Consider the following 22,331-nt stretch of genomic DNA (forward strand, 5'->3'; position numbering starts at 1 on the left):
CCTCCCGGGCCCTTCGTCGTACCACCTGCCAGGCGGCGCGGAGACACCCGCTCAGAGCCTTTCAGGGGCCAAGGGGCGGCTGCCCACCCCTCAGAACGGCTTGAACGCGTCGTACTCCTGGTCCGCCTCGTCCCGCTCCACATCCCGCTCACGCCGCCGCTGCGCGGCCGGGCGCGGGGCGTCGAAGCGGTGGTCCTCGCCGCGGCGGCCCAGCATCTCGGCGCCGGTCGCAAGGCTCGGCTCCCAGTCGAAGACGACCGCGTCGTCCGCGGGGCCGATGACGACCTCGTCGCCCGAGTGGGCGCCCGCCTTCACCAGCTCGTCCTCGACGCCGAGGCGCGCCAGGCGGTCGGCGAGGTAGCCGACGGCCTCGTCGTTGGCGAAGTCGGTCTGGCGGACCCAGCGTTCGGGCTTCTCGCCCAGCACGCGGTAGAAGCCCTCCTCGGCGACGACCGAGAAGCCCGCGTCGTCCACGGCCTTCGGCCGGATGACGATCCGGGTCGCCTCCTCCTGCGGCTTGGCCGCCCGCGCCTCCGCGACGATCTGCGCCAGGGCGAAGGACAGTTCCTTGAGGCCGAGGTGGGCGACCGCCGAGACCTCGAGGACCTGGTAGCCACGCGCCTCCAGATCGGGCCGGATGATGTCGGCGAGGTCCTGGCCGTCGGGGATGTCGACCTTGTTGAGCACGACGACCCGCGGCCGGTCGTCCAGACCGCCGTACTGGGCCAGCTCCGCCTCGATGACATCGAGGTCGGTCAGCGGATCGCGCTCGGACTCCAGGGCCGCGGTGTCCAGCACATGCACCAGCACCGAGCAGCGCTCGACGTGGCGCAGGAACTCCAGGCCCAGGCCCTTGCCCTGGCTGGCGCCGGGGATCAGGCCGGGGACGTCCGCGATGGTGTAGACCGTCGAACCGGCCGTGACCACACCGAGGTTGGGCACCAGCGTGGTGAACGGATAGTCGGCGATCTTCGGCTTGGCCGCCGAAAGCACCGAGATCAGCGACGACTTGCCGGCGCTCGGGTAGCCGACGAGGGCCACGTCCGCGACGGTCTTGAGCTCGAGGACGACATCCCCGGAGTGACCCGGCTCACCCAGCAGCGCGAAGCCGGGGGCCTTACGGCGGGCCGAGGCGAGCGCGGCGTTGCCGAGGCCGCCGCGGCCGCCCTGGGCGGCGATGTAGGTGGTGCCCTGCCCGATCAGATCGGCCAGTACGTTGCCCTGCTTGTCGAGGACGACGGTGCCGTCCGGGACCGGCAGGATCAGGTCGGTGCCGTCCTTACCGGAGCGGTTCCCGCCCTCGCCGGGCTTGCCGTTGGTGGCCTTGCGGTGGGGGCTGTGGTGGTAGTCGAGGAGCGTGGTGACGGATTGGTCCACGACCAGGATCACATCGCCGCCACGGCCGCCGTTGCCCCCGTCCGGCCCCCCGAGCGGCTTGAACTTCTCGCGGTGCACGGAGGCGCAGCCGTGGCCCCCGTTACCCGCGGCGACGTGCAGTTCGACGCGGTCCACGAAGGTGGTCATGACGGGTGCCTCCAGTTAATGCGGATTCAGGGGTGTTCTGATGTGCCTCACGCTCGTAACGCGCCGAGGGCGGACCCGCTTCCCCTCACGGGAAGAGCGGTCCGCCCTCGGAAAGGCTGTGCGATATCGCCCGGGCCGATTACTCAGCGACGGGGACGATGTTCACGACCTTGCGGCCCCGGCTGGTGCCGAACTGCACCGCACCGGCGGCCAGCGCGAACAGCGTGTCATCGCCGCCGCGGCCGACACCCGTGCCCGGGTGGAAGTGCGTGCCGCGCTGGCGGACCAGGATCTCGCCCGCGTTGACGGTCTGGCCGCCGAAGCGCTTGACGCCGAGCCGCTGGGCGTTGGAGTCGCGACCGTTCCGAGTGGACGATGCGCCCTTCTTGTGTGCCATCTCTCCTCAGTCCCTTACTTCGCAGCCGAGTCGATGCCGGTGATCTTCAGCGCGGTGTGCAGCTGGCGGTGGCCGATCCGCTTCCGGTAACCGGTCTTGTTCTTGTACTTCAGGATGTCGATCTTTTCACCCTTGTGGTGATCAACGACCTCGGCGTGAACCCTCACGCCGGCCAGCACCCACGGGTCGCTGGTGACGGCGTCGCCGTCGACAACGAGCAGAGTCGAGAGCTCGACGGTGTCGCCGACCTTGTTGTTGGCCAGACGGTCGACCTCGATGACATCGCCCACGGCCACCTTCTGCTGGCGGCCGCCGGTGCGCACGATTGCGTACACGCGGTTCTCACTCTCTCGCTAGAAATCAGGACCTCTGATGCCAGCCGCCCAACACGGCCCACAGGGGGTCGTGACAACCGAGTGATTCAGGTGATTCACCATCGGCCGAACGGCCTCTTCCGGCGAAGCGGAAGGGATGTGCTCAGGGGTTTGGCGTATAGACGCCGAAGGTTAAGGCTACCAGAGCCCGGAGGGGCACCCTGCCACATGGCAGAGTGCCCCCGATCGGCCGGACGGCCGGGTCAGTCGTCGGCGGCGGCCGAGACCGACTGCGGAGTCTGCTGCTCCGCCGCCGCGGTCTTCTTCGTCGCCGTCTTCTTGGCGGTCGTCTTCTTCGCCGTGGTCTTCTTGGCCGCCGTCTTCTTCGCCGCCGGCTTCTTCTCGGCGGTCTTCTTGGCCGCCGTCTTCTTGGCGGGGGCCTTCTTGGCGGCCTTACGGGCGGTCTTCTTCGCCGGCGCCTCGGACTCGGCCTCGCCCTCGGGCGCCGCCTCCGCCTTCGGCTCGGGCTCCGACTCCGCCGAAGACGCGCTCACGACCACCACGGCCGCCTCCTCGGAGCCCGTCGGCGAGCCCGCGGGGGCGGTCACCTTACGGGTCACCCGACGGCGCGTACGCGGCGCGGGAACGGCCTCCAGCGGGGCCGCGGACTCCGGCTCCTCGGCGGGAGCGGGGGCCTCGGCGACCGTCTCCGGCTCCGCCTTGGGCGCCTCCTTCGGCTCGTCGGCCACCACGACCACCGAGCCCTCCGGCTCCTTGGCGGCCTTCGGGGCGCCCGCCGGGGCGGACGCCTTACGGGTGGCACGGCGACGCGTACGCCCACGGGTCGCGGCGGCCTCGGCCTCCGCGGCGCTGCTGTACAGCTCCTCGTCGGCCGCGAAGACCGGCTCGGGCTCCGGCTTCGGCTGGGCGGCCTCCGCCGCGATCTCGGCCGCCGCCTCGGTGACGTCCTCGGGCTCGGCCTCCACCACGGCGGCCTGCTCCTGCTCGGCCGGCTGCTGGACGACACCGGCCGACTTCTTCTTCTTGCGCTTGCCGCCGCCGCCGGCGGCCGACGCCTGGTCCATGTGGACGATCACGCCGCGGCCGTTGCAGTGCACACAGGACTCGGAGAAGGACTCCAGCAGCCCCTGGCCGACCCGCTTACGGGTCATCTGGACCAGGCCGAGCGAGGTGACCTCCGCCACCTGGTGCTTCGTACGGTCCCGGCCCAGGCACTCCAGCAGCCTGCGCAGCACCAGATCGCGGTTGGACTCCAGCACCATGTCGATGAAGTCGATCACGATGATGCCGCCGAGGTCGCGCAGCCGAAGCTGGCGCACGATCTCCTCGGCCGCCTCCAGGTTGTTCCTGGTGACCGTCTCCTCCAGGTTGCCGCCCTGGCCGGTGAACTTGCCGGTGTTGACGTCGATGACGACCATCGCCTCGGTCCGGTCGATCACCAGCGAGCCGCCGCTGGGCAGCCAGACCTTGCGGTCCAGCGCCTTCATCAGCTGCTCGTCGATCCGGTAGGTGGCGAAGACGTCGACGTCCGAGGTCCACCTCTGGAGCCGGTCCGCGAGGTCGGGCGCCACGTGCGAGACATAGCCGTGGATGGTCTCCCAGGCGTCGTCACCGCTGACGATGACCTTGGAGAAGTCCTCGTTGAAGATGTCGCGGACGACCCGGACGGTCATGTCGGGCTCGCCGTAGAGCAGCGACGGGGCGTTACCGCTCTTCGACTTCTTCTTGATCTCTTCCCACTGCGCCTGCAGCCGGGCGACGTCGCGGGACAGCTCCTCCTCGCTCGCCCCCTCGGCGGCGGTGCGGACGATCACGCCCGCGTCCTCGGGGACGATCTTCTTGAGGATCTGCTTCAGCCGCGCCCGCTCGGTGTCGGGCAGCTTGCGGCTGATGCCGGTCATCGAGCCCTCGGGCACATAGACCAGATACCGGCCCGGGAGGGAGACCTGGCTGGTCAGCCGGGCGCCCTTGTGGCCGATCGGGTCCTTGGTGACCTGCACCAGGACGGACTGGCCGGACTTCAGGGCGGTCTCGATGCGGCGCGGCCCGTTGGAGAGCCCCAGCGCCTCGAAGTTCACCTCGCCCGCGTACAGCACGGCGTTGCGGCCCTTGCCGATGTCGACGAAGGCGGCCTCCATCGACGGCAGCACGTTCTGGACCTTGCCCAGGTAGACGTTGCCGACGTAGCTGGCCGCCTGCTCCTTGTTCACGAAGTGCTCGACGAGGACGTTGTCCTCCAGCACGCCGATCTGGGTACGGTCGCCGTTCTGCCGGACGACCATGACCCGCTCGACCGCCTCGCGGCGGGCCAGGAACTCGGCCTCGGTGATGATCGGAACGCGGCGGCGGCCCTGCTCACGGCCCTCGCGACGGCGCTGCTTCTTGGCCTCGAGACGCGTCGATCCCTTGATCGACTGCACCTCGTCGGCGCCGGACTCGGACTCCTTGCCGCGCCGCTCGCGGGGCTCCCGGGGCTCGCGGACCTTGACGACCGTACGCTCCGGGTCGTCACCGCCCGCTTCCGCCTCGACCGCGTCACCGCTGCGACGGCGGCGCCGACGGCGACGACGGCTGCTGGTGCTGCCGGAGCCGCCGTGTTCACCGGCCTCGGCGTCCGCCTCGTCCCGGCCCTCGCCCTGCTCCTCGGCGCTCTCGCCCTCGGCGGACGACTCGTCCTCGTACCGCTCACCGGTCTCGGCCTCGGAGCGCCCCTCGGCACCCTCGCCCTCGGCGGTCTCACCCCGGCGGCGACGCCGTCCACCACGGCGACGACGACGGGACGGACGGTCGCCCTGCTCCTCATCGCCGTGCTCGCCCTCGGGCTGACCGGACTCGGCCTCGGCGGCCTCGGGCTCGGCGGCCTCGGGCTCCTCGGCCTCCGGCTGCTCCTCGGCGGGCTCACCACCACGGCGGCGGCGCCGACGGCGGCCGGTGGCCACCTCGGGCTCGACGACCTCGGTGGTCTCCTCGGCCGTCGGCTGCTCCTCTTCCTCCTCCTCGGGCTCCTCCAGCGCGGCGGCGGCCTCGGCGGCGGCGCTCTCCGGCGTCTGGAAGACCGGCTCGGTGAAGACCGGCGCCTGGAACACGGCCGTCGGCGGGCGGACCGCCCGGCGCCGCGAACGGGGCGCGGGCTCCGACTCGGCCTCGGCGGCCGGGGCCTCGGCGGTCTGCGGCTCGGGAGCGCTGCCCGGCTCCTCGGCGGTGGTGCCTCGGGTGGCGCGGCGGCGGGTGCGGCCGCGCGGCGCCTCCTCGGCCTGCGTACCGGCGGGCTCCTCGGCGCTCTCGCCCCGCTGCTCGGCGGCGGGCTCCTCGGCGGCCTCGGCCTCCGCGGGCGCTCCGGCGGGGGCGGTGGCCTTACGGCTCGCACGGCGACGGGTACGGGCGGGCGCCGGGGGCACGGTCTCCGCTTCGGCCTCGGCCTCCGCGGCCTCCTCCGGCTCCACGGCCTCCGCCTCAGCGGGCGCTCCCGCCGGAGCGGTCGCCTTACGGCTCGCACGACGACGCGCACGGGTGCGCGGCGCCTCGTCGGCCGGGACCTCATCGGCCGGGGCATCGGCTGCGACTGCGGCTGGGGCCGTGGCCTCGTCGCCACTGCCACCAGCGGCCGCCGCAGACGACGCGTCCGCGTCGGCGGCCTCCGCCTGCGGCGGACCCGCGGGGGCCGTGGCCTTACGGCTCGCACGACGGCGCGTACGGGCAGGGACCGCGGGCGCGGTCTCCGCCTCGGCCTCCGGAGCCGCCACCGGCTCCTCGGCCCGCTCGGGCTCCACGGCCTGCTCCGGCGTGGCGGCCTCCGCGGGCGCACCCGCCGGAGCGGTCGCCTTACGGGTCGCACGACGGCGCGTACGGGCGGGCGGAGCGGCCTCGGGGGCGGCCTCCGCCACGGGCTCGGCAGCGGCCTGGGGCTCCTCGCCGCCACGGCCGGCATCGGCCGTCACCACGGTCTCCGCGGCCTCGGGCGCACCCGCCGGAGCCGTCGCCTTGCGCGCCACCCGACGCCGCGTACGGGCGGGCGGAGCGGCGGATTCGGTGTCGGACCCGGATGCGGATCCACTCGCGGTGACCACGGCGGCGCCGGCGGCGACGGGCTCGGAAGCGGCCTCGGACGCGGCGATGGCAACGATCTGATCAGCCGGTATGGCCGGCGAAGAGGGCGTGGTGACCTCGGCGCCGCTCACTCCGCCGACCGGCGGGCCGGCCGGGCGGGAGGCCGCACGGCGGCGGCGCGGCGGCAGGGTGTCGCTGGGCGTGCTCTCGTTGGGATCCCCGGGCGCCGCGGCAAGCGCGGACGGCCCAAGGGGCTGGACAGGTTGGGTCGGCTCAATTGGTTCGAGCATGCGGGCGTTTCTCCCGTCACGCTCCCGGGCGCCGCGCCTGCCTCCGGCCGGCAACCCGCGCACTGTGCGCGTGTGCCGCCGCCCGGGGCGCGGTCGCCGCACGGGAGCTGTCGTCTCGCTCACCGGGACCGAATGTGTCGGGACCGGCGAAAGTCTCCTGGTCAGTGCGCCAGCCGGACCCGGGTGGCTCCCAAGTGCATTCGGCGGCGCATCGACGGCGGCCCTACGCGGAACCTCCCGGCGCCATCGCGGCGGTCAGCTCGGCGGCCGTGGTTGGGGCGGCCTGAACTGCCTCGCGATCGGGCGCGAGCGGGTCGGTCACCGTGCCGGACTCCTCATCGAGCAGCCCCTGCGCCAGCCTGGTCACCGCTGCGGGGACCGGCGGCGCCAGGTCGGCCGTAGCGCGGAGACCGGACAGGACGTCGTCGGGTCGCACGGCAGGTGTCAGATGCCGTACCACCAGCCGCAGTATCGCACAGCCAGCGTCTCCGGGCCTATCGGCCCGAGGCGGAAGCACCTCCAGTCGGGCCACCGCCGCACGGGCGTCGAAGGTTCGCAACCCGTTTTTCGTCCGGCGCTCCACCTCGACCGTGTCGGCCTCGAGGAAGGCGGCGGCGGCGCGCTCGGCGTCCGCCCGGGCGACCTGGTCGAGCCGGATCTCCCATACGGACGCCTGCAGCCGGTCGGCGAGCCCCGAGGTGCGGGCCTCCACGGACTCGATCACGTCGAGCCCCGCGGGCAGCGACTCGTTGAGCAGCGCCCGGAGCTTCTCGGGGTCGCGCTCCTCGGTCAGCTGGATCTCCAGGTACTCCGCCTCGCTGCCGGTGCCGGTGGGTGCGGCATTGGCGTAAGACACCTTCGGATGCGGGGTGAAGCCCGCCGAGTAGGCCATCGGCACCTCGGCGCGGCGCAGCGCCCGCTCAAAGGCGCGCTGGAAATCGCGGTGGCTGGTGAACCGGAGGCGGCCGCGCTTGGTGTAACGCAAACGGATGCGCTGCACCGCGGGAGCGGGCGGCGGGCCTTCGGGCTGTCGCTTGCCCAGGGGACTGTCTCCTTGTACTTCCTTGCGGTCGAGCACCAGGGCCGCAGGGCCCCGGTCTCTTCCAGCCTACTTTGTGGGCCCCCCGGTGACGGAGGGCCGCCGGACGGCTACTTCACCGACAGCGGCAGCAGCTTCCGGCCGGTGGGGCCGATCTGGATCTCGGTCTGCATCTGCGGGCAGACGCCGCAGTCGAAGCAGGGGGTCCAGCGGCAGTCCTCGACCTCGGTCTCGTCGAGCGAGTCCTGCCAGTCCTCCCACAGCCAGTCCTTGTCGAGGCCCGAGTCGAGGTGGTCCCAGGGCAGGACCTCCTCGTAGGTGCGCTCGCGCGTGGTGTACCAGTCGAGGTCGAGGCCGAACCGGGGCAGGGCCCGCTCGGCGCACTCCATCCACCGGTCGTACGAGAAGTGCTCACGCCAGCCGTCGAAGCGGCCGCCGTCCTCGTAGACGGCGCGGATGACCGCGCCCACCCGGCGGTCGCCGCGCGAGAGCAGACCCTCGACGATGCCGGGCTTGCCGTCGTGGTACCGGAAGCCGATCGAGCGGCCGTACTTCTTGTCGCCGCGGATCTTCTCGCGCAGCTTCTCCAGCCGGGCGTCGGTCTCCTCGGCGCTCAGCTGCGGGGCCCACTGGAAGGGGGTGTGCGGCTTGGGGACGAAACCGCCGATCGAGACGGTGCAGCGGATGTCGTTCTTGCCGGACACCTCGCGGCCCTTGGCGATGACCTTGGTCGCCATGTCGGCGATCTGCAGCACATCGTCGTCGGTCTCGGTGGGCAGACCGCACATGAAGTACAGCTTCACCTGCCGCCAGCCGTTGCCGTACGCGGTGGCCACCGTACGGATGAGGTCCTCTTCGGAGACCATCTTGTTGATGACCTTACGGATGCGCTCACTGCCGCCCTCGGGGGCGAAGGTCAGGCCCGAGCGGCGCCCGTTGCGGGTCAGCTCGTTGGCGAGGTCGATGTTGAAGGCGTCCACCCGGGTCGACGGGAGGGACAGGCCGATCTTGTCCTCCTCGTACCGGTCGGCGAGGCCCTTGGCGATGTCCCCGATCTCGGTGTGGTCGGCGGAGGAGAGCGACAGCAGGCCGACCTCCTCGAAACCGGTGGCCTTCAGCCCCTTGTCGACCATCTCGCCGATCCCGGTGATGGACCGCTCGCGCACCGGGCGGGTGATCATGCCCGCCTGGCAGAAGCGGCAGCCCCGGGTGCAGCCGCGGAAGATCTCCACCGACATCCGCTCATGGACGGTCTCGGCCAGCGGCACCAGCGGCTGCTTCGGGTAGGGCCACTCGTCGAGGTCCATGACGGTGTGCTTGGACACCCGCCACGGCACGCCCGAGCGGTTCGGCACGACGCGCGCGATCCGCCCGTCGGCCAGGTACTCCACGTCGTAGAACTTCGGGACGTAGACGCTGCCGGTGCGGGCGAGACGGAAGAGCAGCTCGTCGCGGCCGCCCGGGCGGCCCTCGGCCTTCCAGTCGCGGAGGATCGCGGTCATGTCGAGCACGGCCTGCTCACCGTCGCCGATCACCGCGCAGTCGATGAAGTCGGCGATCGGCTCCGGGTTGAACGCGGCGTGGCCGCCCGCGACCACGACGGGGTGGTCCTCGGTGCGGTCCCGGGCGTCCAGCGGGATGCCCGCGAGGTCGAGCGCGGTGAGCAGGTTGGTGTACCCCAGCTCGGTGGAGAAGGAGACGCCGAGGAAGTCGAACGCGGACACCGGGCGGTGCGAATCCACGGTGAACTGCGGCACCTTGTGCTCGCGCATCAGCTCCTCGAGGTCCGGCCACACGCTGTAGGTGCGCTCGGCGAGCACACCCTCGCGCTCGTTGAGGACCTCATAAAGGATCATGACGCCCTGGTTGGGGAGACCGACCTCGTAGGCGTCCGGGTACATGAGCGACCAGCGGACGTCGCAGGAGTCCCAGTCCTTGACGGTGGAATTGAGCTCACCGCCTACGTACTGGATGGGCTTCTGCACATGCGGCAGCAGGGCCTCGAGCTGTGGGAAGACCGACTCGACAGACATCGCGGACTTTCGTGAAGCTGACAGGGGTGACCCTCTAGGCTACCTGCCGCGCCGGACTCCCTCGCCACGGATCTACGCCTCCAGGGCCGCCCGGTGCTTCTTACGGGAGACATCGGCCCACAGACCGGGCAGCTCGCGCTCGCGGGCGGCGGCCCGCGCCTCCTCCCTGCCGTACAGCAGGCCGAAGGTGAAGTCGCTCTCCCCCGCGCCGTGGGCCTGGGTGGCCAGCGCCTGCAGCGCCCGGCGCACGACGACGCTGTCCTGGTGGTCGCCGAGCACGTCCTGTACGGCCTGCATACGGCGGGCGAACTTCTTGGCGGGCTTGCCGAGCGCGGGCCGGGCCGTCTCGGCGGCGTAGCGGACACGCTTGGCGGCCTTACGGGCCTGATGGACGGCGACGTCGCGGTCCGGCCCCGGGGGCGTCTCCAGGGCGGTGGTCATACGGGTGGCGAGCCGCTCGTAGTCGCGCAGCACGGCCTTGAGGACCACCGGCGCGGCCGGCTTCGCGGCGGCGGGCCGCAGCGGCGGATCGGCCGCCAGGGCGTCGAGGGTGTCCAGGAGCGTGAGATAGCGCTCGCTGTCCAGCGCGCCCAGGACGGCCGCGCGGGCGCTGTCGCGCCGCCCCTGCGACCAGTGGTGCAGCCGGGCCGGCACCGGGCCGAGCAGGAGGTCGTCCGGCAGCTCGGCGAGACGGCCTTCGAGGTGCTCGGTGAGCACCTCGCGGTCGCGCTCCAGGCCGAGCTCACCGGCCAGCCACTTCAGCTCGTCGCCGATCGGATCGGTCACCGTACGGTCCAGGACCTCGCGGTAGGAACGGAAGGCGCTGCGCAGCCGGCGGGTGGCGACCCGCATCCGGTGCACCGCGTCCGGCAGGTCCCTGCGCACGGCGGGGTCGAGCCGCACCATGGCGTCGATCTGACGGCGTACATAGTCCAGGAGGACATCGTCGGCGCCGAGCGGCCGCCGGACCGCCGACGCGGCCTGCTCGACCTGACGGGCGCTCTTCGCGGGCTTCCCGGGCTTGGCGGACCGGCCAAGCCCGGCTCCGCCGGTCTGGACTGCGACCGCGACCTTCTCCGTCTCGGCCAGGGCCTTGGCGAGCTTGGAGGGGGTGCCGGCGCGGTGCAGACCGCCGTCGCGCAGCCGCCCCTCGACCGCGTCGAGCAGCCGCTGATCGTGACCCCGGCCCTCGGCGAGCTCGACCTCGACCTCGGTCCACCGCACCGGCTCGCTCTCCTCCGGCGCCAGCCGCCGGGCCGTCACGCGGTCGACGGCCACCTCGGCGAGCACGGTGCCGTCGGCGTCCACCAGATCCTTGCGGTCCCGCTCGGTGTGCAGATGGGCGAGCGGGCGCAGCGGATCGTGGCGGACCCGCGAGCGCAGCAGCGCGGCCATCCCGGCGGGCACCGCGGTGCCGAGCGGCGCCCGCAGCTCCTCCCGGGTGTCCTGGCCGACGGGCAGCTTCAGATGCCAGCCCTCGTCGGCGCCGCCGGTGCGGTGGCGCAGGGTGATGCCGTCGGCCAGCAGCCGTCGCCCGGGGGTGTCGTAATAGGTGGCCTCGAGGGTCACGACACCGCGACTCACCACGGTCGCGACCGGACCCGCCCCGGTCAGTTCGGGAAGACCCGGCAGGTCGGGCCGCCCGGACGGACCGGCTTCTTCGGCGGTGGCCTCGTACTTGCGTTCTATCTCCTGCTTCGTGTCCACCATGTGATGTCACGTACCCGAACTCGGGCCAATCAGCCCTAAGCGGAGACGGGCCGCTGCACTCGGATGGACTGCAGCAGCCCGATCGCGATCCATACGGCGAACATCGACGTTCCACCGTAGGAGACGAACGGCAGCGGCAGACCGGCCACCGGCATGATGCCCAGCGTCATCCCGATGTTCTCGAACGACTGGAAGGCGAACCAGGCGATGATCCCGGCCGCGACGACGGTCCCGTACAGCTCCGTGGTGTCGCGCGCGATCCGGCAGGCGCGCCACAGCACGACCCCCAGCAGCACGATGATCAGGCCCGCGCCGAGGAAGCCGAGCTCCTCCCCCGCGACCGTGAAGACGAAGTCGGTCTGCTGCTCGGGGACGAACTGACCGGTGGTCTGGGTGCCGTGGAAGAGCCCCTTACCGGTGAGACCGCCCGAGCCGATCGCGATCCGCGCCTGGTTGGTGTTGTAGCCGACCCCGGCCGGGTCGAGTGCGGGGTTGGCGAACGCGGCGAAGCGGTCGATCTGGTACTGGTCGAGGACGTGCAGCTGCCAGATGAGCAGCGCGCCGACCACGGCCGTGAGGATCAGCCCGGCGATCCAGCGGTTGGACGCGCCGGAGGCGAGCAGCACGGCGAGCACGATCACCGCCATGACCATCACCGAACCGAGGTCCGGCATCAGCAGCACGATCGCGATGGGCAGTGCGGCCAGGCCGAGCGACTGAACGACGGTGCGGTGGTCGGGGTTGAGCCGGTCACCCGCGTCCACGCGCGCGGACAGCAGCATCGCCATGCCCAGAATGATCGTGATCTTGGCGAACTCGCCCGGCTGCAGGGAGAATCCGCCGCCGACCACGATCCACGCGTGCGCCCCGTTGATCGTCGAGCCCAGCGGGGTGAGCACGGCGAGGACGAGGACGACGGACAGGCCGTACAGGACCGGGACCGCGCCGCGCAGGGTGCGATGGCCCAGCCAGACGGTGCCGATGGCGAGCAGCAGCCCGATGCCGGTGTTGAGGGCGTGCCGGACCAGGAAGTAGTACGGGTCGCCCTGGTTGAGCTCGGTGCGGTTGCGGGTGGCGGAGTAGACGAGCGCCCCACCGATCGCGGACAGGGCCAGCGCGGTGAGCAGCAGCACCCAGTCGAGGCGGCGCACGATGGAGTCGCGCGCCATGAGCTTGCTCCAGGCGCCGCGCTCAGGGGTGAAGCGGCGTACGGAGTATCCGTGCGTGGACGTGCTCACCCCTGCCTCCTGTTCGCCCCGCCGCGGCAGCGGCTCAGGTCACTGTCGCCCGCGCGGCGCGGAGGTGCGGCATGCGTCGTCGTCCGCGGCCCGGCGGCCGCGCGTGCGTCGCTCATGAATCCGCTCCCCGCCGCCGCTCCCTCGAAGCCGCCTCGAACCGCTTGCCCAGGGGCTGGGGCTCGATGGAGCCGTCCGAGGAGATCTTCGGCAGGTTGGCCTGCGGCTGGGGCAGCAGCGCCTTCTTCTTGTCGATGCCGCCCTTGGCGTCGACTCCGTACAGCGCGTTGTAGATCTTGCGCACGGCCGGGCCGGAGGCCCCGGAGCCGGTACCGCCCTGGGAGATCGTCATGACGATCGAGTAGTCCTTGGTGTACGTCGCGAACCACGAGGTGGTCTGCTTGCCGTAGACCTCCGCGGTACCGGTCTTGGCGTGCATCGGGATCTTGTCCTGCGGCCAGCCCTGGAACCGCCAGGCGGCGGTGCCCCGGGTGGCGACGCCCGCGAGCGCGCTGTCGATCTTGTCGCGGGTCTGGCCCTTCATCGGCAGCTTGCCGTGCGACTCCGGCTTGATCTCGCGGACGTCCTTGCCGTCGGGGCTGACGATCGCCTTGCCGACGGTCGGGTTGTAGAGCGTTCCGCCGTTGCTGATGGCCGAGTAGATGGTGGCCATCTGGATCGGGGTGACAAGGGTGTCGCCCTGGCCGATGGAGTAGTTCACGGAGTCACCGGCACGCATCTTCATGCCCTCGAGGCAGTTCTCGTAGGCGATCCGCTGGCCGTAGTCGCCGTCCTTCTTACCGGTCTTGCACCAGGCGTCCTTGTTGGCCTTCCAGTAGTCCTTCTTCCACTGGCGGTCCGGGACCCGGCCGGTGACCTCGTTGGGGAGGTCGATGCCGGTCTCCTTACCGAGGCCGAACTGGTGGGCGGTCCGGTAGAACCAGTCCCCCGGCTTCTTCTTGGGCTTGTTGCCGCCGTCCTTCTTCCACTGCTCGTAGGCCAGGTGGTAGAAGACGGTGTCGCAGGAGACCTCCAGCGCGCGGCCGAGGCTGATCCCGCCGTAGTTCTCGGACTCGAAGTTCTTGAAGACCTGGCTGCCGATGTTGAACGAGCTGGTGCAGGGATACGGTCCGTTGAAGGAGTAGCCGGCGTTGATCGCGGCGGTCGTCGGGACGACCTTGAAGATCGAGCCGGGAGCCGCCTGGCCCTGGATCGCCCGGTTGAGCAGCGGGTAGTTGGACTTCTTGCCGGTGAGCTGCTTGTAGTCCTTGCCGGAGATGCCGCCGACCCAGGCGTTGGGGTCGTACGTCGGGTTGGACGCCATGGCCACCACCCGGCCGGTCTTGGCCTCCATGACCACGACCGCGCCGGAGTCCGCCTTGTAGTTGGTGCCGGTGTTCCGGTCGTGCTGCTTGCGGGCGTCCCGCATCGCCTGCTCCAGCTCCTTCTCCGCGACCGATTGGACGCGCGAGTCGATGCTGGTGACGACGTTGTCGCCGGGGCGGGCCCGCTGGCTCTCCCGCTGACCGATGACACGGCCGAGGTTGTCGACCTCGTAGCGGGTCACCCCGGCCTTGCCGCGCAGCTCGCTGTCGTACTGGCGCTCGAGGCCGTTGCTGCCGACCTGGTCCGAGCGGAGCAGCGGCGACTTGGTGTGCTCGGCCTCCTTCACCTGCTCATCGGTGACCGGGGAGAGATAGCCGAGCACCTGGGCGGCGTTGGAACCGGCCGGAGCGGCGTAGCGGCGCACGGCGGTGGGCTCGGCGCTGATGCCGGGGAAGTCCTCTTCGCGCTCGCGGATCTGCAGCGCCTGCTTGGCGCTGGCCTCGTCCGTGATCGGGATGGGCTGGTACGGGGAGCCGTTCCAGCACGGCTGCGGGGTCTTGGCGTCGCACAGCCGGACCTTGTCCATGACGTCCTTGGGCTTCATGCCCAGGACGTCGGCCAGGCGGGTGAGGGCGGCCTTGCCGTCGTCCGGCATCTTCATCAGCTCGGTACGGCTGGCGGAGACGACCAGACGGGTCTCGTTGTCGGCGAGCGGCACACCGCGGGCGTCCAGTATGGAGCCGCGCACGGCGGGGTGGACGACCTGCTGGACGTGGTTGTTGGCGGCTTCGGCGGTGTACTCGTCGCCGTTGCGGATCTGCAGGTACCACAGGCGCCCGCCGAGAGTCAGCAGCAGCGAGAAGACCAGGATCTGGAGGCCGACGAGCCGGATGGTGACCCGGGGGGTCCGTCCGGTCTCGGGGATATTACTCATGGCATCCCCTGAGGGCGGTGGTGGGCGACGAGAGGACGACAGAGGGGAGGGCGACGGGCAACGGGAGGGCGGTGCTCACAGGCGCTTGACCCCCTTGATGCGTGCCGTCCTGTTCTTCCCGGTGCGGGCCAGCAGCCCGCCGCGCTGGCTGCCGATCCGGGCCGCCCGGCCCGGACGCCTGAGCCGGCTCATCCGGCCGACCCGGCCGGTGCTGACGCCGCCCGCCGCGCTGATCCAGCGGGACGTGCTCTCACCGCCGCCGCCCGCGCTGTCGGCCATCGGATCGTTCTCACTCCGTCTGGCGAGCCCCATGATCAACGGCACCGTGAAGGGTGCCAGCAGCAGGTCGTAGAGGGCCGCGGTGAACAGCAGCTTGCCCAGGCCCACCTGACGGGCCGCGTCGTCGCCGACGAGGATGCCGACCCCGGCGTACAGCAGCGTGGCGCCGATGGCCGCCGCCACGACCACCAGCATCGGTCCGGTGGCCGACCTGAGCTGGCCGGACTCCGGCTTGGCGAGCCCCGCCAGATAGCCGATGACGCAGAGCACCAGGGCATAGCGGCCGGCGGCGTGGTCGGCGGGCGGGGCGAGGTCGGCGAGCAGGCCCGCGGCGAAGCCGATGAGCGCACCGCCGGTGTGGCCGTAGACGAGCGCGAGACCGAGCACGACGAGGAGCAGCAGGTCCGGGACGGCGCCGGGCAGTTGGAGCCGGGCCAGCACGCAGATCTGGACGACGAGGGCGAAGACCACCAGGCAGGTCGACAGGACGATCCGGTTGAGGTGCAGCATCGGTCAGCTCCTGTTGGCGGCCGGGTTCGTGGCGGTGGCGGAGGGGTTGGCCGTGACGGTGACCGTGGGCGTCGGCTTGGGCTTCGCGGGCTTGGGCGGCAGCACGGTGTCACGCGGGTTGCCGCGCGGCGGCTGGACGACGACCCCGACGATGTCCAGCTTGCTGAACCGCACGTACGGGCGCACTTGAAGCGTTCGGGTGAGATCCCCTCCGGTGGGGTCGACGCGCACGACCTTGCCGACCGGGACTCCGGGGACGAACGGCTTGTCCGCCTGGGAGCCGAAGGTGACCATCCGGTCGCCCTGCTTGATCCGGGCCTTGCCGTTGAGGAGCTGCACATGGAGCGAGCGGTCGCCGCGCCCGGTGGCGAAGCCGAGCTCGCCCGACCCCTCCATACGGGTGCCGACGGTGAAGTCCGGGTCGATGGCGAGCAGCACGGTCGCCGTCGAGGAGCCGACGGTGGTGACCCGGCCGACCAGGCCGTCGCCGTTGATGACGGTCATGTCGCGGCGGACGCCGTCGTTGCTGCCGATGTCGAGGGTGACGGTCCAGGAGAAGCCCTGGGCGGCGCCGATGCCGATGACCTGGGCGCCCTTGATGCCGTATTGGCCGGCGCCCGCGGTCTTGAGCAGCTTGTCCAGCTCGGCCGAGCGGGCGCGGTTACGGGAGTCGTTGCCGAGCTTTTGCTTGAGTTTGGTGTTCTCTTCCTCCAGGCGGCGGACCCGGTCGTGCCGGTCGCCCGATTCCCGTACAGCCGCGACGGCGTTGCCGACCGGGTCGACGGCGGACGCGACGCCGTCCTCCACAGGCCCGAAGACGGAAGCGGCGGCCTGACGGGCGCCATCGAGGGGTGAGTCCTCGCCGCCGCGGATATCCACCGTGATCAGCGCGAACGCGATGGCGACCAGCAGCACCAGGAGCAGCCGGCTCTCTCGTGTGTCCCTCACGTGCGGCGACGTGCCTTCCTCGTCGAAGTCGGACCGGTGCCGGTGCCGGTGATGTGGTGGCCGGCCGGTCCTGGGGAGCCTTATGCCTGTATATCAGCGTTCCGCCGCACGGGCAGCCAAGCACCCGCACGGCCGGTTCGCCGGATTGTCATCTGCGGGGCTGGGCGTCCAGCACCTGCTGGAGCGCCTCGAACTCCTCCACGCACTTGCCGGATCCGAGCGCGACGGAGTCCAGCGGGTCCTCGGCGATATGGATCGGCATCCCGGTCTCCTGGCGCAGCCGCTCATCCAGGCCGCGCAGCAGCGCACCGCCGCCGGTGAGCACGATGCCGCGGTCCATGACGTCGCCGGAGAGCTCCGGGGGGCACTTGTCGAGGGTGGTCTTGACGGCGTCGACGATCGAGTTGACCGGCTCCTCCATGGCCTTGCGGACCTCGGCGGCCGAGATCACGACGGTCTTGGGGAGGCCGCTGACGAGGTCACGGCCGCGGATCTCGGTGTGCTCCTCCTCGTCGCTCTCGAAGGCGGAGCCGATGGTGATCTTGATGTTCTCGGCGGTGCGCTCGCCGAGCAGCAGGCTGTACTCCTTCTTGATGTGCTGGATGATCGCGTTGTCCAGCTCATCGCCCGCCACCCGGATGGACTGCGCGGTGACGATGCCGCCCAGCGAGATGACGGCGACCTCGGTGGTGCCGCCGCCGATGTCCACGACCATGTTGCCGGTGGCCTCGTGGACCGGAAGGCCGGAACCGATGGCCGCGGCCATGGGCTCCTCGATGATGTGCACCTGGCGGGCGCCCGCCTGGGTGGACGCCTCGATGACGGCCCGGCGCTCGACTCCGGTGATACCGGACGGCACACAGACGACCACACGGGGCCGGGCGAGATAACGGCGCTTATGAATTTTCAGGATGAAGTACCGCAACATCCGCTCGGTGATCTCGAAGTCGGCGATAACGCCGTCCTTGAGCGGACGCACAGCGACGATGTTGCCAGGGGTGCGGCCGATCATCTTCTTCGCCTCGGCGCCCACGGCGAGAATTCCGCCCGTGTTGGTGTTGATGGCGACGACGGATGGCTCGTTGAGGACGATCCCGCGGCCCCTGACGTACACCAGCGTGTTGGCGGTCCCGAGGTCGACAGCCATGTCACGGCCGATGAACGACATGTTGTTCCCCATGAGGATACGTCAGGCCTTCCCTGCTGGAGCGATTGCTTGCTAGAGGTCGGCAGGATGGGTGTGCGCTGCGAGGCGCGGAAGCTTCATCGTAGTCACGCCCGCTCGAACACGCTGCGGGGGTCCTCCGCCATTGTCAGCAGAACACGACCCCGCCCCCTCTAATGGTGACGTCGTGTCGCGGAGATGCGTTCCCCCGATCGGCTCCCATATGCCGAAGGGCGGCCGGGCAATTCGGCCGCCCCCAGGTCAGCAGGGGTGTGACAAGCTGATGATCAAACTGATGGCCGATCAGTACCGATCGGATCGGGATCAGGCGAGCCCGGGAAAGAAAATCTTGATTTCCCGTTCGGCGGACTCCTCCGAGTCCGAGGCATGGATCAGGTTTTCCCGAACGATGGTGCCGAAATCGCCACGGATGGACCCGGGCGCGGCGGCGATCGGGTCGGTCGGCCCGGCCAGCGCCCGGACGCCCTCGATGACCCGCTCGCCCTCGACGACCAGCGCCACGGCCGGAGCGGAGGCCATGAACTCCACCAGGGGCTCGTAGAAGGGCTTGCCGACATGCTCGGCGTAGTGCTGCTCCAGGACCTCACGGTCCAGCTGACGCAGCTCGAGGGCACTGATCGTCCAGCCCGCCTTCTTCTCGATCCGCCCCAGAATCTCGCCCACCAGACCGCGTCGGACGGCGTCGGGCTTGAGAAGGACGAGCGTGCGCTGGCTCACGGTGCGGGCTCCTTTGGGAAATGGCATGCGGGTGGCGCTGTGAGGCAGAGGCTACATGGGTGAACGAGAGCCATGTCACGCAGTGTCAGGCGAGGCGGCCGAGGCCGCGGCGAACCGCGCCTTCGCCTCGTCGACCTTACGGCCGAAGTGGACCGAGGCCCACCACAGCGCGGCGAAGACCACCCCGAGGACGAACATGGTGGTCACCACGAAGCCGCTCAGCACCAGGCCGATCTGCAGGGCCCAGCCGATCTGTACCGCGCCCGGACGGCTCAGCATCCCGCACAGCAGCACACAGAGCGCCATGGCGATCCCGCTCACCGTCCAGACGGTGGCCATCGACAGTCCGGACGTCTTCATCGCGACCAGCCCGGCGAAGCCGATCACAAAGAACTCACCGATGAGGGTGGAAGCGCACAGCGTTCGCATATCAGCCCCTTCCCAGAAGCAGCCGGGCCTCGCCGACCGTGATCACCGACCCGGTCACCAGCACACCCGCTCCGGCGTATTCGCCCTCTTCCTCCGCCAGGGTGATGGCTTCCTCCAGGGCGTCGTCCAGCCGCGGCTCGACCTGGACCCGGTCGGGGCCGAAGACCTCGACGGCGATCGCGGCCAGCTCGTCCGGGTCCATCGAACGATGGCTGGAATTGCGGGTCACCACGACCTCGGCGAAGATCGGCTCGAAGGCTTCCAGCAGACCGCGGACATCCTTGTCGGCGCTCGTTCCGACCACGCCGACCAGCCGGCTGAAGTCGAAGGACTCCGTGACCGCCTCGGCCGCCGCACGGGCGCCCGCGGGGTTGTGCGCGGCGTCCAGCACCACGGTGGGGCTGCGGCGCACGACCTCCATCCGGCCCGGCGAGGTCACGGAGGCGAAGGCGGAGCGGATCGTGTCGATGTCGAGCGTGCGGGCGTGCTGGGAGCCGACGCCGAAGAACGCCTCGACGGCGGCCAGCGCCATCGCCGCGTTGTGCGCCTGGTGGGCGCCGTGCAGCGGGAGGAAGACATCGGGGTACTCCCCGCCGAGGCCGCGCAGGGTCAGCAACTGGCCTCCGACCGCCACCTCCCGGGAGAGCACACCGAACTCCAGGCCCTCACGGGCGACCGTGGCGTCCACCTCGACCGCGCGCTTGAGCACCACGGAGGCGGCCTCCACCGGCTGCTGCGCGAGCACCACGGTGGCGTCCTGCTTCACTATGCCGGCCTTCTCCGTGGCGATCTGCTCCGGAGTGGTGCCGAGCCGGTCGGTGTGGTCCAGCGAGATCGGCATGATCACCGCGACGCCCGCGTCGACCACGTTGGTGGCGTCCCAGGAGCCGCCCATGCCGACCTCGACCACCGCGATGTCCACGGGCGCGTCCGCGAAGGCCGCGTACGCCATCCCGGTGAGCACCTCGAAGAAGGACAGCCGGTGCTCCTGCTGGGCGTCGACCATCTCGATGTACGGCTGGATGTCCTGGTACGTCTCGATGAACCGCTCGGCGGAGATCGGCGCCCCGTCCAGGCTGATCCGCTCGGTGATCGACTGGACATGGGGGCTGGTGTAGCGGCCGGTGCGCAAGTCGAAGGCGCCCAGCAGCGACTCGACCATACGGGCGGTGCTGGTCTTGCCGTTCGTGCCGGTGATGTGGATCGAGGGATAGGCCCGCTGCGGCGAGCCGAGGATGTCCATCAGCGACTCGATGCGCACCAGCGATGGGTCCAGCTTGGTCTCCGGCCAGCGCTTGGCCAGCTCGCCCTCCACCTCGCGCAGGGCGCGGTCAACCTCCGGGTCGGCCGGGCGGGAGGGAATGCCGTCCCCCTGCGGTGGCCCGGACTGCGCACGCAGCGTCCGGCTACCGGCCTCGATCACCGCCAGATCGGGGTCACGGTCGGTCTCGGCTTCGACGATCTCTTCGAACTCGTCGGACTCGTTCTGGGGGCGCTCCTCGCTCACGCCGACCAGTCTACGAGGCAGGGGTGACAAGCCGGGCCAGCGCCATCCCCGAGGTCACGACCCGGTATCTGTGACAAGGCGGCTCGCCTCCGAGGCGCTCCAGTCTCCCCCCGCTACCGCTGGGAGGTGCCCCCTGTCGACGGTCGGCCGTGCTCGGTCACCCACGCGGCGGAGCCGCATATCGATCGGAGCCCTCGCTCCCCGCGCGCTCCCCTACGACAGCGACGCGCCCCTTCGGCTCATTCGCCGCCGAGAGCGGCCTTCATCATCGACTTCGCGATCGGTCCCGCCAGGCCGCCGCCGGAGATGTCGGCGCGGGCCGCGTCGCTGTCCTCGACCACCACCGCGACCGCGACCTTGTGGCCGTTGCCGGCGTCCGCGTAGCTGATGAACCACGCGTAGGGATTGGCGCTGTTGTTCTCACCGTGCTGGGCGGTGCCGGTCTTGCCGCCCACCGTCACCCCGGGAATCTTCGCGTTGGTCCCGGTGCCCTCGTCCACGACCGTCCCCATCGCGGACTGCAGCTCGGACGCGGTGTGCTTGGACATCGCCTCGCCGTAGGTCTTGCCCTGGTTACGGTCCAGGGCGGAAGCACTGCCGTCCGTGGTGCGGTCGACCTCGTACGGGGTCATCAGCTTGCCGTCGTTCGCGATGGCCGAGGAGACCATCGCCATCTGCAGCGGAGTGGCCGTCACATCGAACTGGCCCATTCCGCTCAGGGCCGTCTGCGAGTCGTTCATCCCGCTCGGGTACAGGCTCTTCGCGGCGCGCACCGGGATGTCCAGCTTGGAGTCGTCGAAGCCCAGCTTCTCGGCCTGCGCCGCCACCTTGGACTGGCCCAGGTCCACGGCCATCTTCGCGAAGACCGTGTTGCACGAGTACTCCAGGGCGGTGCGTATCGTCGCGTCCTTACAGGGCGCCGACCTGTTCTCGTTGTGCATATCGGTGACCGTGCCCGGCAGCCGGTATGGATCCGGGCTCTTGGTCGGCTCGTCCACCGACGAATACAGCCCGTTCTCCAGCGCCGCGGCGGCGACCAGGACCTTGAAGGTCGAGCCCGGCGGGTACGTCTGGCGCAGCGCGCGGTTCAGCATCGGCTGCTTGTCGTCCTTCTGCAGTGCGAGCCACGCCTTCTGGTCTTTGGTGGAGGAGCCCGCGAAGCTGCCGGGGTCGTACGAGGGCGTGCTGGCCAGGCCCAGGACGGCACCGGTCGTGGGGTCGAGCGCCACGGCCGCGCCGGTCTTGTCGCCCAGGCCCTCATAGGCGGCCTTCTGCACGGCCGGATTGATCGTGGTGACCACATCGCCGGGCTTGGACCGCTCCCGCGTCACCGCCTCGAGCGGGTTCTTCAGCCGGCTGTCGGAGCCGTCGAGGACCTGCCGGTCCAGGGCCTCCAGCTGAGTGCTGCCGTAGGACTGGGAGGCATAGCCGGTGACCGGGGCCCAGAGCTTGCCGTCGGTGTAGGTGCGCTTGTACTTCAGGTCGCCGTCGGTGGAGGCCGAGCCGGTGATCGGCTTGCCGCCGGCCAGGATGTCGCCCAGCGGGCCGGCGTACTGGGAGATGGCCACACGGCTGTTGTGAGAGTTGTCCCGGAGACTGTCGCCTCTCGCCAGCTGCACATAGGTGGCCCAGGCGAGCAGGGCCAGCACGAGCAGAAGCGAGAAAATGGAGGCCCTTCGCAGCGGCTTGTTCATGGAGGGTGGAGCTCCTTCCGGGACGTACTGCCGGAGAACTCCCGGAAGGCAGTGTTTGGTTCCCGGTGGGGCTTTGCTGTGCGGCGTCTGTGAGGCGTTTGTGTGGCTTCTCCGGGCGTCTGTGGCACATCGCACGCACCAAAGCGCCCCCGCCGGAATCCGGCGGGGGCGCCTCGTGCGATCAGTGCCGA

At 70.7% G+C, this 22,331-nt stretch carries 16 protein-coding genes; all 16 read right to left on the reverse strand.

All coding sequences use genetic code 11. The features are described from left to right. Positions 1 to 90: 90 nt before the first annotated feature. Entirely contained in the window at positions 91 to 1,524 is a 1,434-nt protein-coding gene (gene obgE, locus AS97_RS17115; RefSeq protein ID WP_059145720.1) for a GTPase ObgE, read from the reverse strand. 139 nt (positions 1,525 to 1,663) lie between these two features. Continuing rightward, positions 1,664 to 1,921 (reverse strand): 50S ribosomal protein L27, encoded by a 258-nt coding sequence (rpmA, locus tag AS97_RS17120; protein WP_014060683.1) that lies wholly within the window; start codon positions 1,919 to 1,921, stop codon positions 1,664 to 1,666. Positions 1,922 to 1,935: 14 nt separating this feature from the next. Next, complete coding sequence (gene rplU / locus AS97_RS17125) at positions 1,936 to 2,256, reverse strand: 50S ribosomal protein L21 (RefSeq protein WP_059145719.1); 321 nt, start codon at positions 2,254 to 2,256, stop codon at positions 1,936 to 1,938. Between the two features lie 242 nt (positions 2,257 to 2,498). Next, a complete protein-coding gene (locus AS97_RS17130; RefSeq protein WP_210565229.1) occupies positions 2,499 to 6,593 on the reverse strand; it encodes an Rne/Rng family ribonuclease in 4,095 nt (1,364 codons plus the stop codon). 223 nt (positions 6,594 to 6,816) lie between these two features. After that, positions 6,817 to 7,593: a TIGR03936 family radical SAM-associated protein gene (locus AS97_RS17135; RefSeq protein ID WP_059145717.1), complete on the reverse strand. Its 777-nt coding sequence runs from the start codon at positions 7,591 to 7,593 to the stop codon at positions 6,817 to 6,819. 149 nt (positions 7,594 to 7,742) lie between these two features. After that, entirely contained in the window at positions 7,743 to 9,665 is a 1,923-nt protein-coding gene (locus AS97_RS17140; protein ID WP_086706510.1) for a TIGR03960 family B12-binding radical SAM protein, read from the reverse strand. A 72-nt stretch (positions 9,666 to 9,737) separates the two neighbouring features. Then, complete coding sequence (locus AS97_RS17145) at positions 9,738 to 11,375, reverse strand: CYTH and CHAD domain-containing protein (RefSeq protein WP_210565230.1); 1,638 nt, start codon at positions 11,373 to 11,375, stop codon at positions 9,738 to 9,740. Positions 11,376 to 11,410: 35 nt separating this feature from the next. After that, a complete protein-coding gene (gene rodA, locus AS97_RS17150) occupies positions 11,411 to 12,544 on the reverse strand; it encodes a rod shape-determining protein RodA (protein ID WP_228054079.1) in 1,134 nt (377 codons plus the stop codon). Between the two features lie 181 nt (positions 12,545 to 12,725). Then, positions 12,726 to 14,870: a penicillin-binding protein 2 gene (gene mrdA, locus AS97_RS17155; RefSeq protein WP_210565231.1), complete on the reverse strand. Its 2,145-nt coding sequence runs from the start codon at positions 14,868 to 14,870 to the stop codon at positions 12,726 to 12,728. A 75-nt stretch (positions 14,871 to 14,945) separates the two neighbouring features. Beyond that, positions 14,946 to 15,656: a rod shape-determining protein MreD gene (gene mreD / locus AS97_RS17160; protein WP_059145737.1), complete on the reverse strand. Its 711-nt coding sequence runs from the start codon at positions 15,654 to 15,656 to the stop codon at positions 14,946 to 14,948. Positions 15,657 to 15,662: 6 nt separating this feature from the next. Next, entirely contained in the window at positions 15,663 to 16,607 is a 945-nt protein-coding gene (gene mreC, locus AS97_RS17165) for a rod shape-determining protein MreC (protein WP_059145712.1), read from the reverse strand. A gap of 148 nt (positions 16,608 to 16,755) precedes the next feature. After that, positions 16,756 to 17,775, reverse strand: coding sequence for a rod shape-determining protein (locus tag AS97_RS17170; RefSeq protein WP_059145736.1), 1,020 nt, complete (start codon positions 17,773 to 17,775; stop codon positions 16,756 to 16,758). A 321-nt stretch (positions 17,776 to 18,096) separates the two neighbouring features. Then, the gene (ndk, locus tag AS97_RS17175; protein WP_059145711.1) at positions 18,097 to 18,510 is read right to left on the reverse strand and encodes a nucleoside-diphosphate kinase; all 414 of its coding nucleotides are present in this window, start codon (positions 18,508 to 18,510) and stop codon (positions 18,097 to 18,099) included. A gap of 75 nt (positions 18,511 to 18,585) precedes the next feature. Continuing rightward, positions 18,586 to 18,939 (reverse strand): DUF4233 domain-containing protein, encoded by a 354-nt coding sequence (locus tag AS97_RS17180; protein WP_059145710.1) that lies wholly within the window; start codon positions 18,937 to 18,939, stop codon positions 18,586 to 18,588. A 1-nt stretch (position 18,940) separates the two neighbouring features. After that, positions 18,941 to 20,446 (reverse strand): folylpolyglutamate synthase/dihydrofolate synthase family protein, encoded by a 1,506-nt coding sequence (locus AS97_RS17185; protein ID WP_059145709.1) that lies wholly within the window; start codon positions 20,444 to 20,446, stop codon positions 18,941 to 18,943. 239 nt (positions 20,447 to 20,685) lie between these two features. Continuing rightward, on the reverse strand, positions 20,686 to 22,140 hold the full coding sequence (locus tag AS97_RS17190) for a penicillin-binding protein 2 (RefSeq protein ID WP_086706513.1): 1,455 nt from the start codon (positions 22,138 to 22,140) through the stop codon (positions 20,686 to 20,688). Positions 22,141 to 22,331: the final 191 nt, after the last annotated feature.

The sequence above is a fragment of the Streptomyces sp. AgN23 genome, from assembly GCF_001598115.1.
Lineage (GTDB): Bacteria > Actinomycetota > Actinomycetes > Streptomycetales > Streptomycetaceae > Streptomyces > Streptomyces antimycoticus.

Excerpts from the sequence above, each read along its gene's own strand:
- obgE (WP_059145720.1), bottom strand. The coding sequence starts at position 1,524 with ATGACCACCTTCGTGGACCGCGTCGAACTGCACGTCGCCGCGGGTAAC.
- rpmA (WP_014060683.1), bottom strand. The coding sequence starts at position 1,921 with ATGGCACACAAGAAGGGCGCATCGTCCACTCGGAACGGTCGCGACTCC.
- AS97_RS17130 (WP_210565229.1), bottom strand. The coding sequence starts at position 6,593 with ATGCTCGAACCAATTGAGCCGACCCAACCTGTCCAGCCCCTTGGGCCG.
- AS97_RS17140 (WP_086706510.1), bottom strand. The coding sequence starts at position 9,665 with ATGTCTGTCGAGTCGGTCTTCCCACAGCTCGAGGCCCTGCTGCCGCAT.
- AS97_RS17145 (WP_210565230.1), bottom strand. The coding sequence starts at position 11,375 with ATGGTGGACACGAAGCAGGAGATAGAACGCAAGTACGAGGCCACCGCC.
- rodA (WP_228054079.1), bottom strand. The coding sequence starts at position 12,544 with ATGGCGCGCGACTCCATCGTGCGCCGCCTCGACTGGGTGCTGCTGCTC.
- mrdA (WP_210565231.1), bottom strand. The coding sequence starts at position 14,870 with ATGAGTAATATCCCCGAGACCGGACGGACCCCCCGGGTCACCATCCGG.
- AS97_RS17170 (WP_059145736.1), bottom strand. The coding sequence starts at position 17,775 with ATGTCGTTCATCGGCCGTGACATGGCTGTCGACCTCGGGACCGCCAAC.
- AS97_RS17180 (WP_059145710.1), bottom strand. The coding sequence starts at position 18,939 with ATGCGAACGCTGTGCGCTTCCACCCTCATCGGTGAGTTCTTTGTGATC.
- AS97_RS17190 (WP_086706513.1), bottom strand. The coding sequence starts at position 22,140 with ATGAACAAGCCGCTGCGAAGGGCCTCCATTTTCTCGCTTCTGCTCGTG.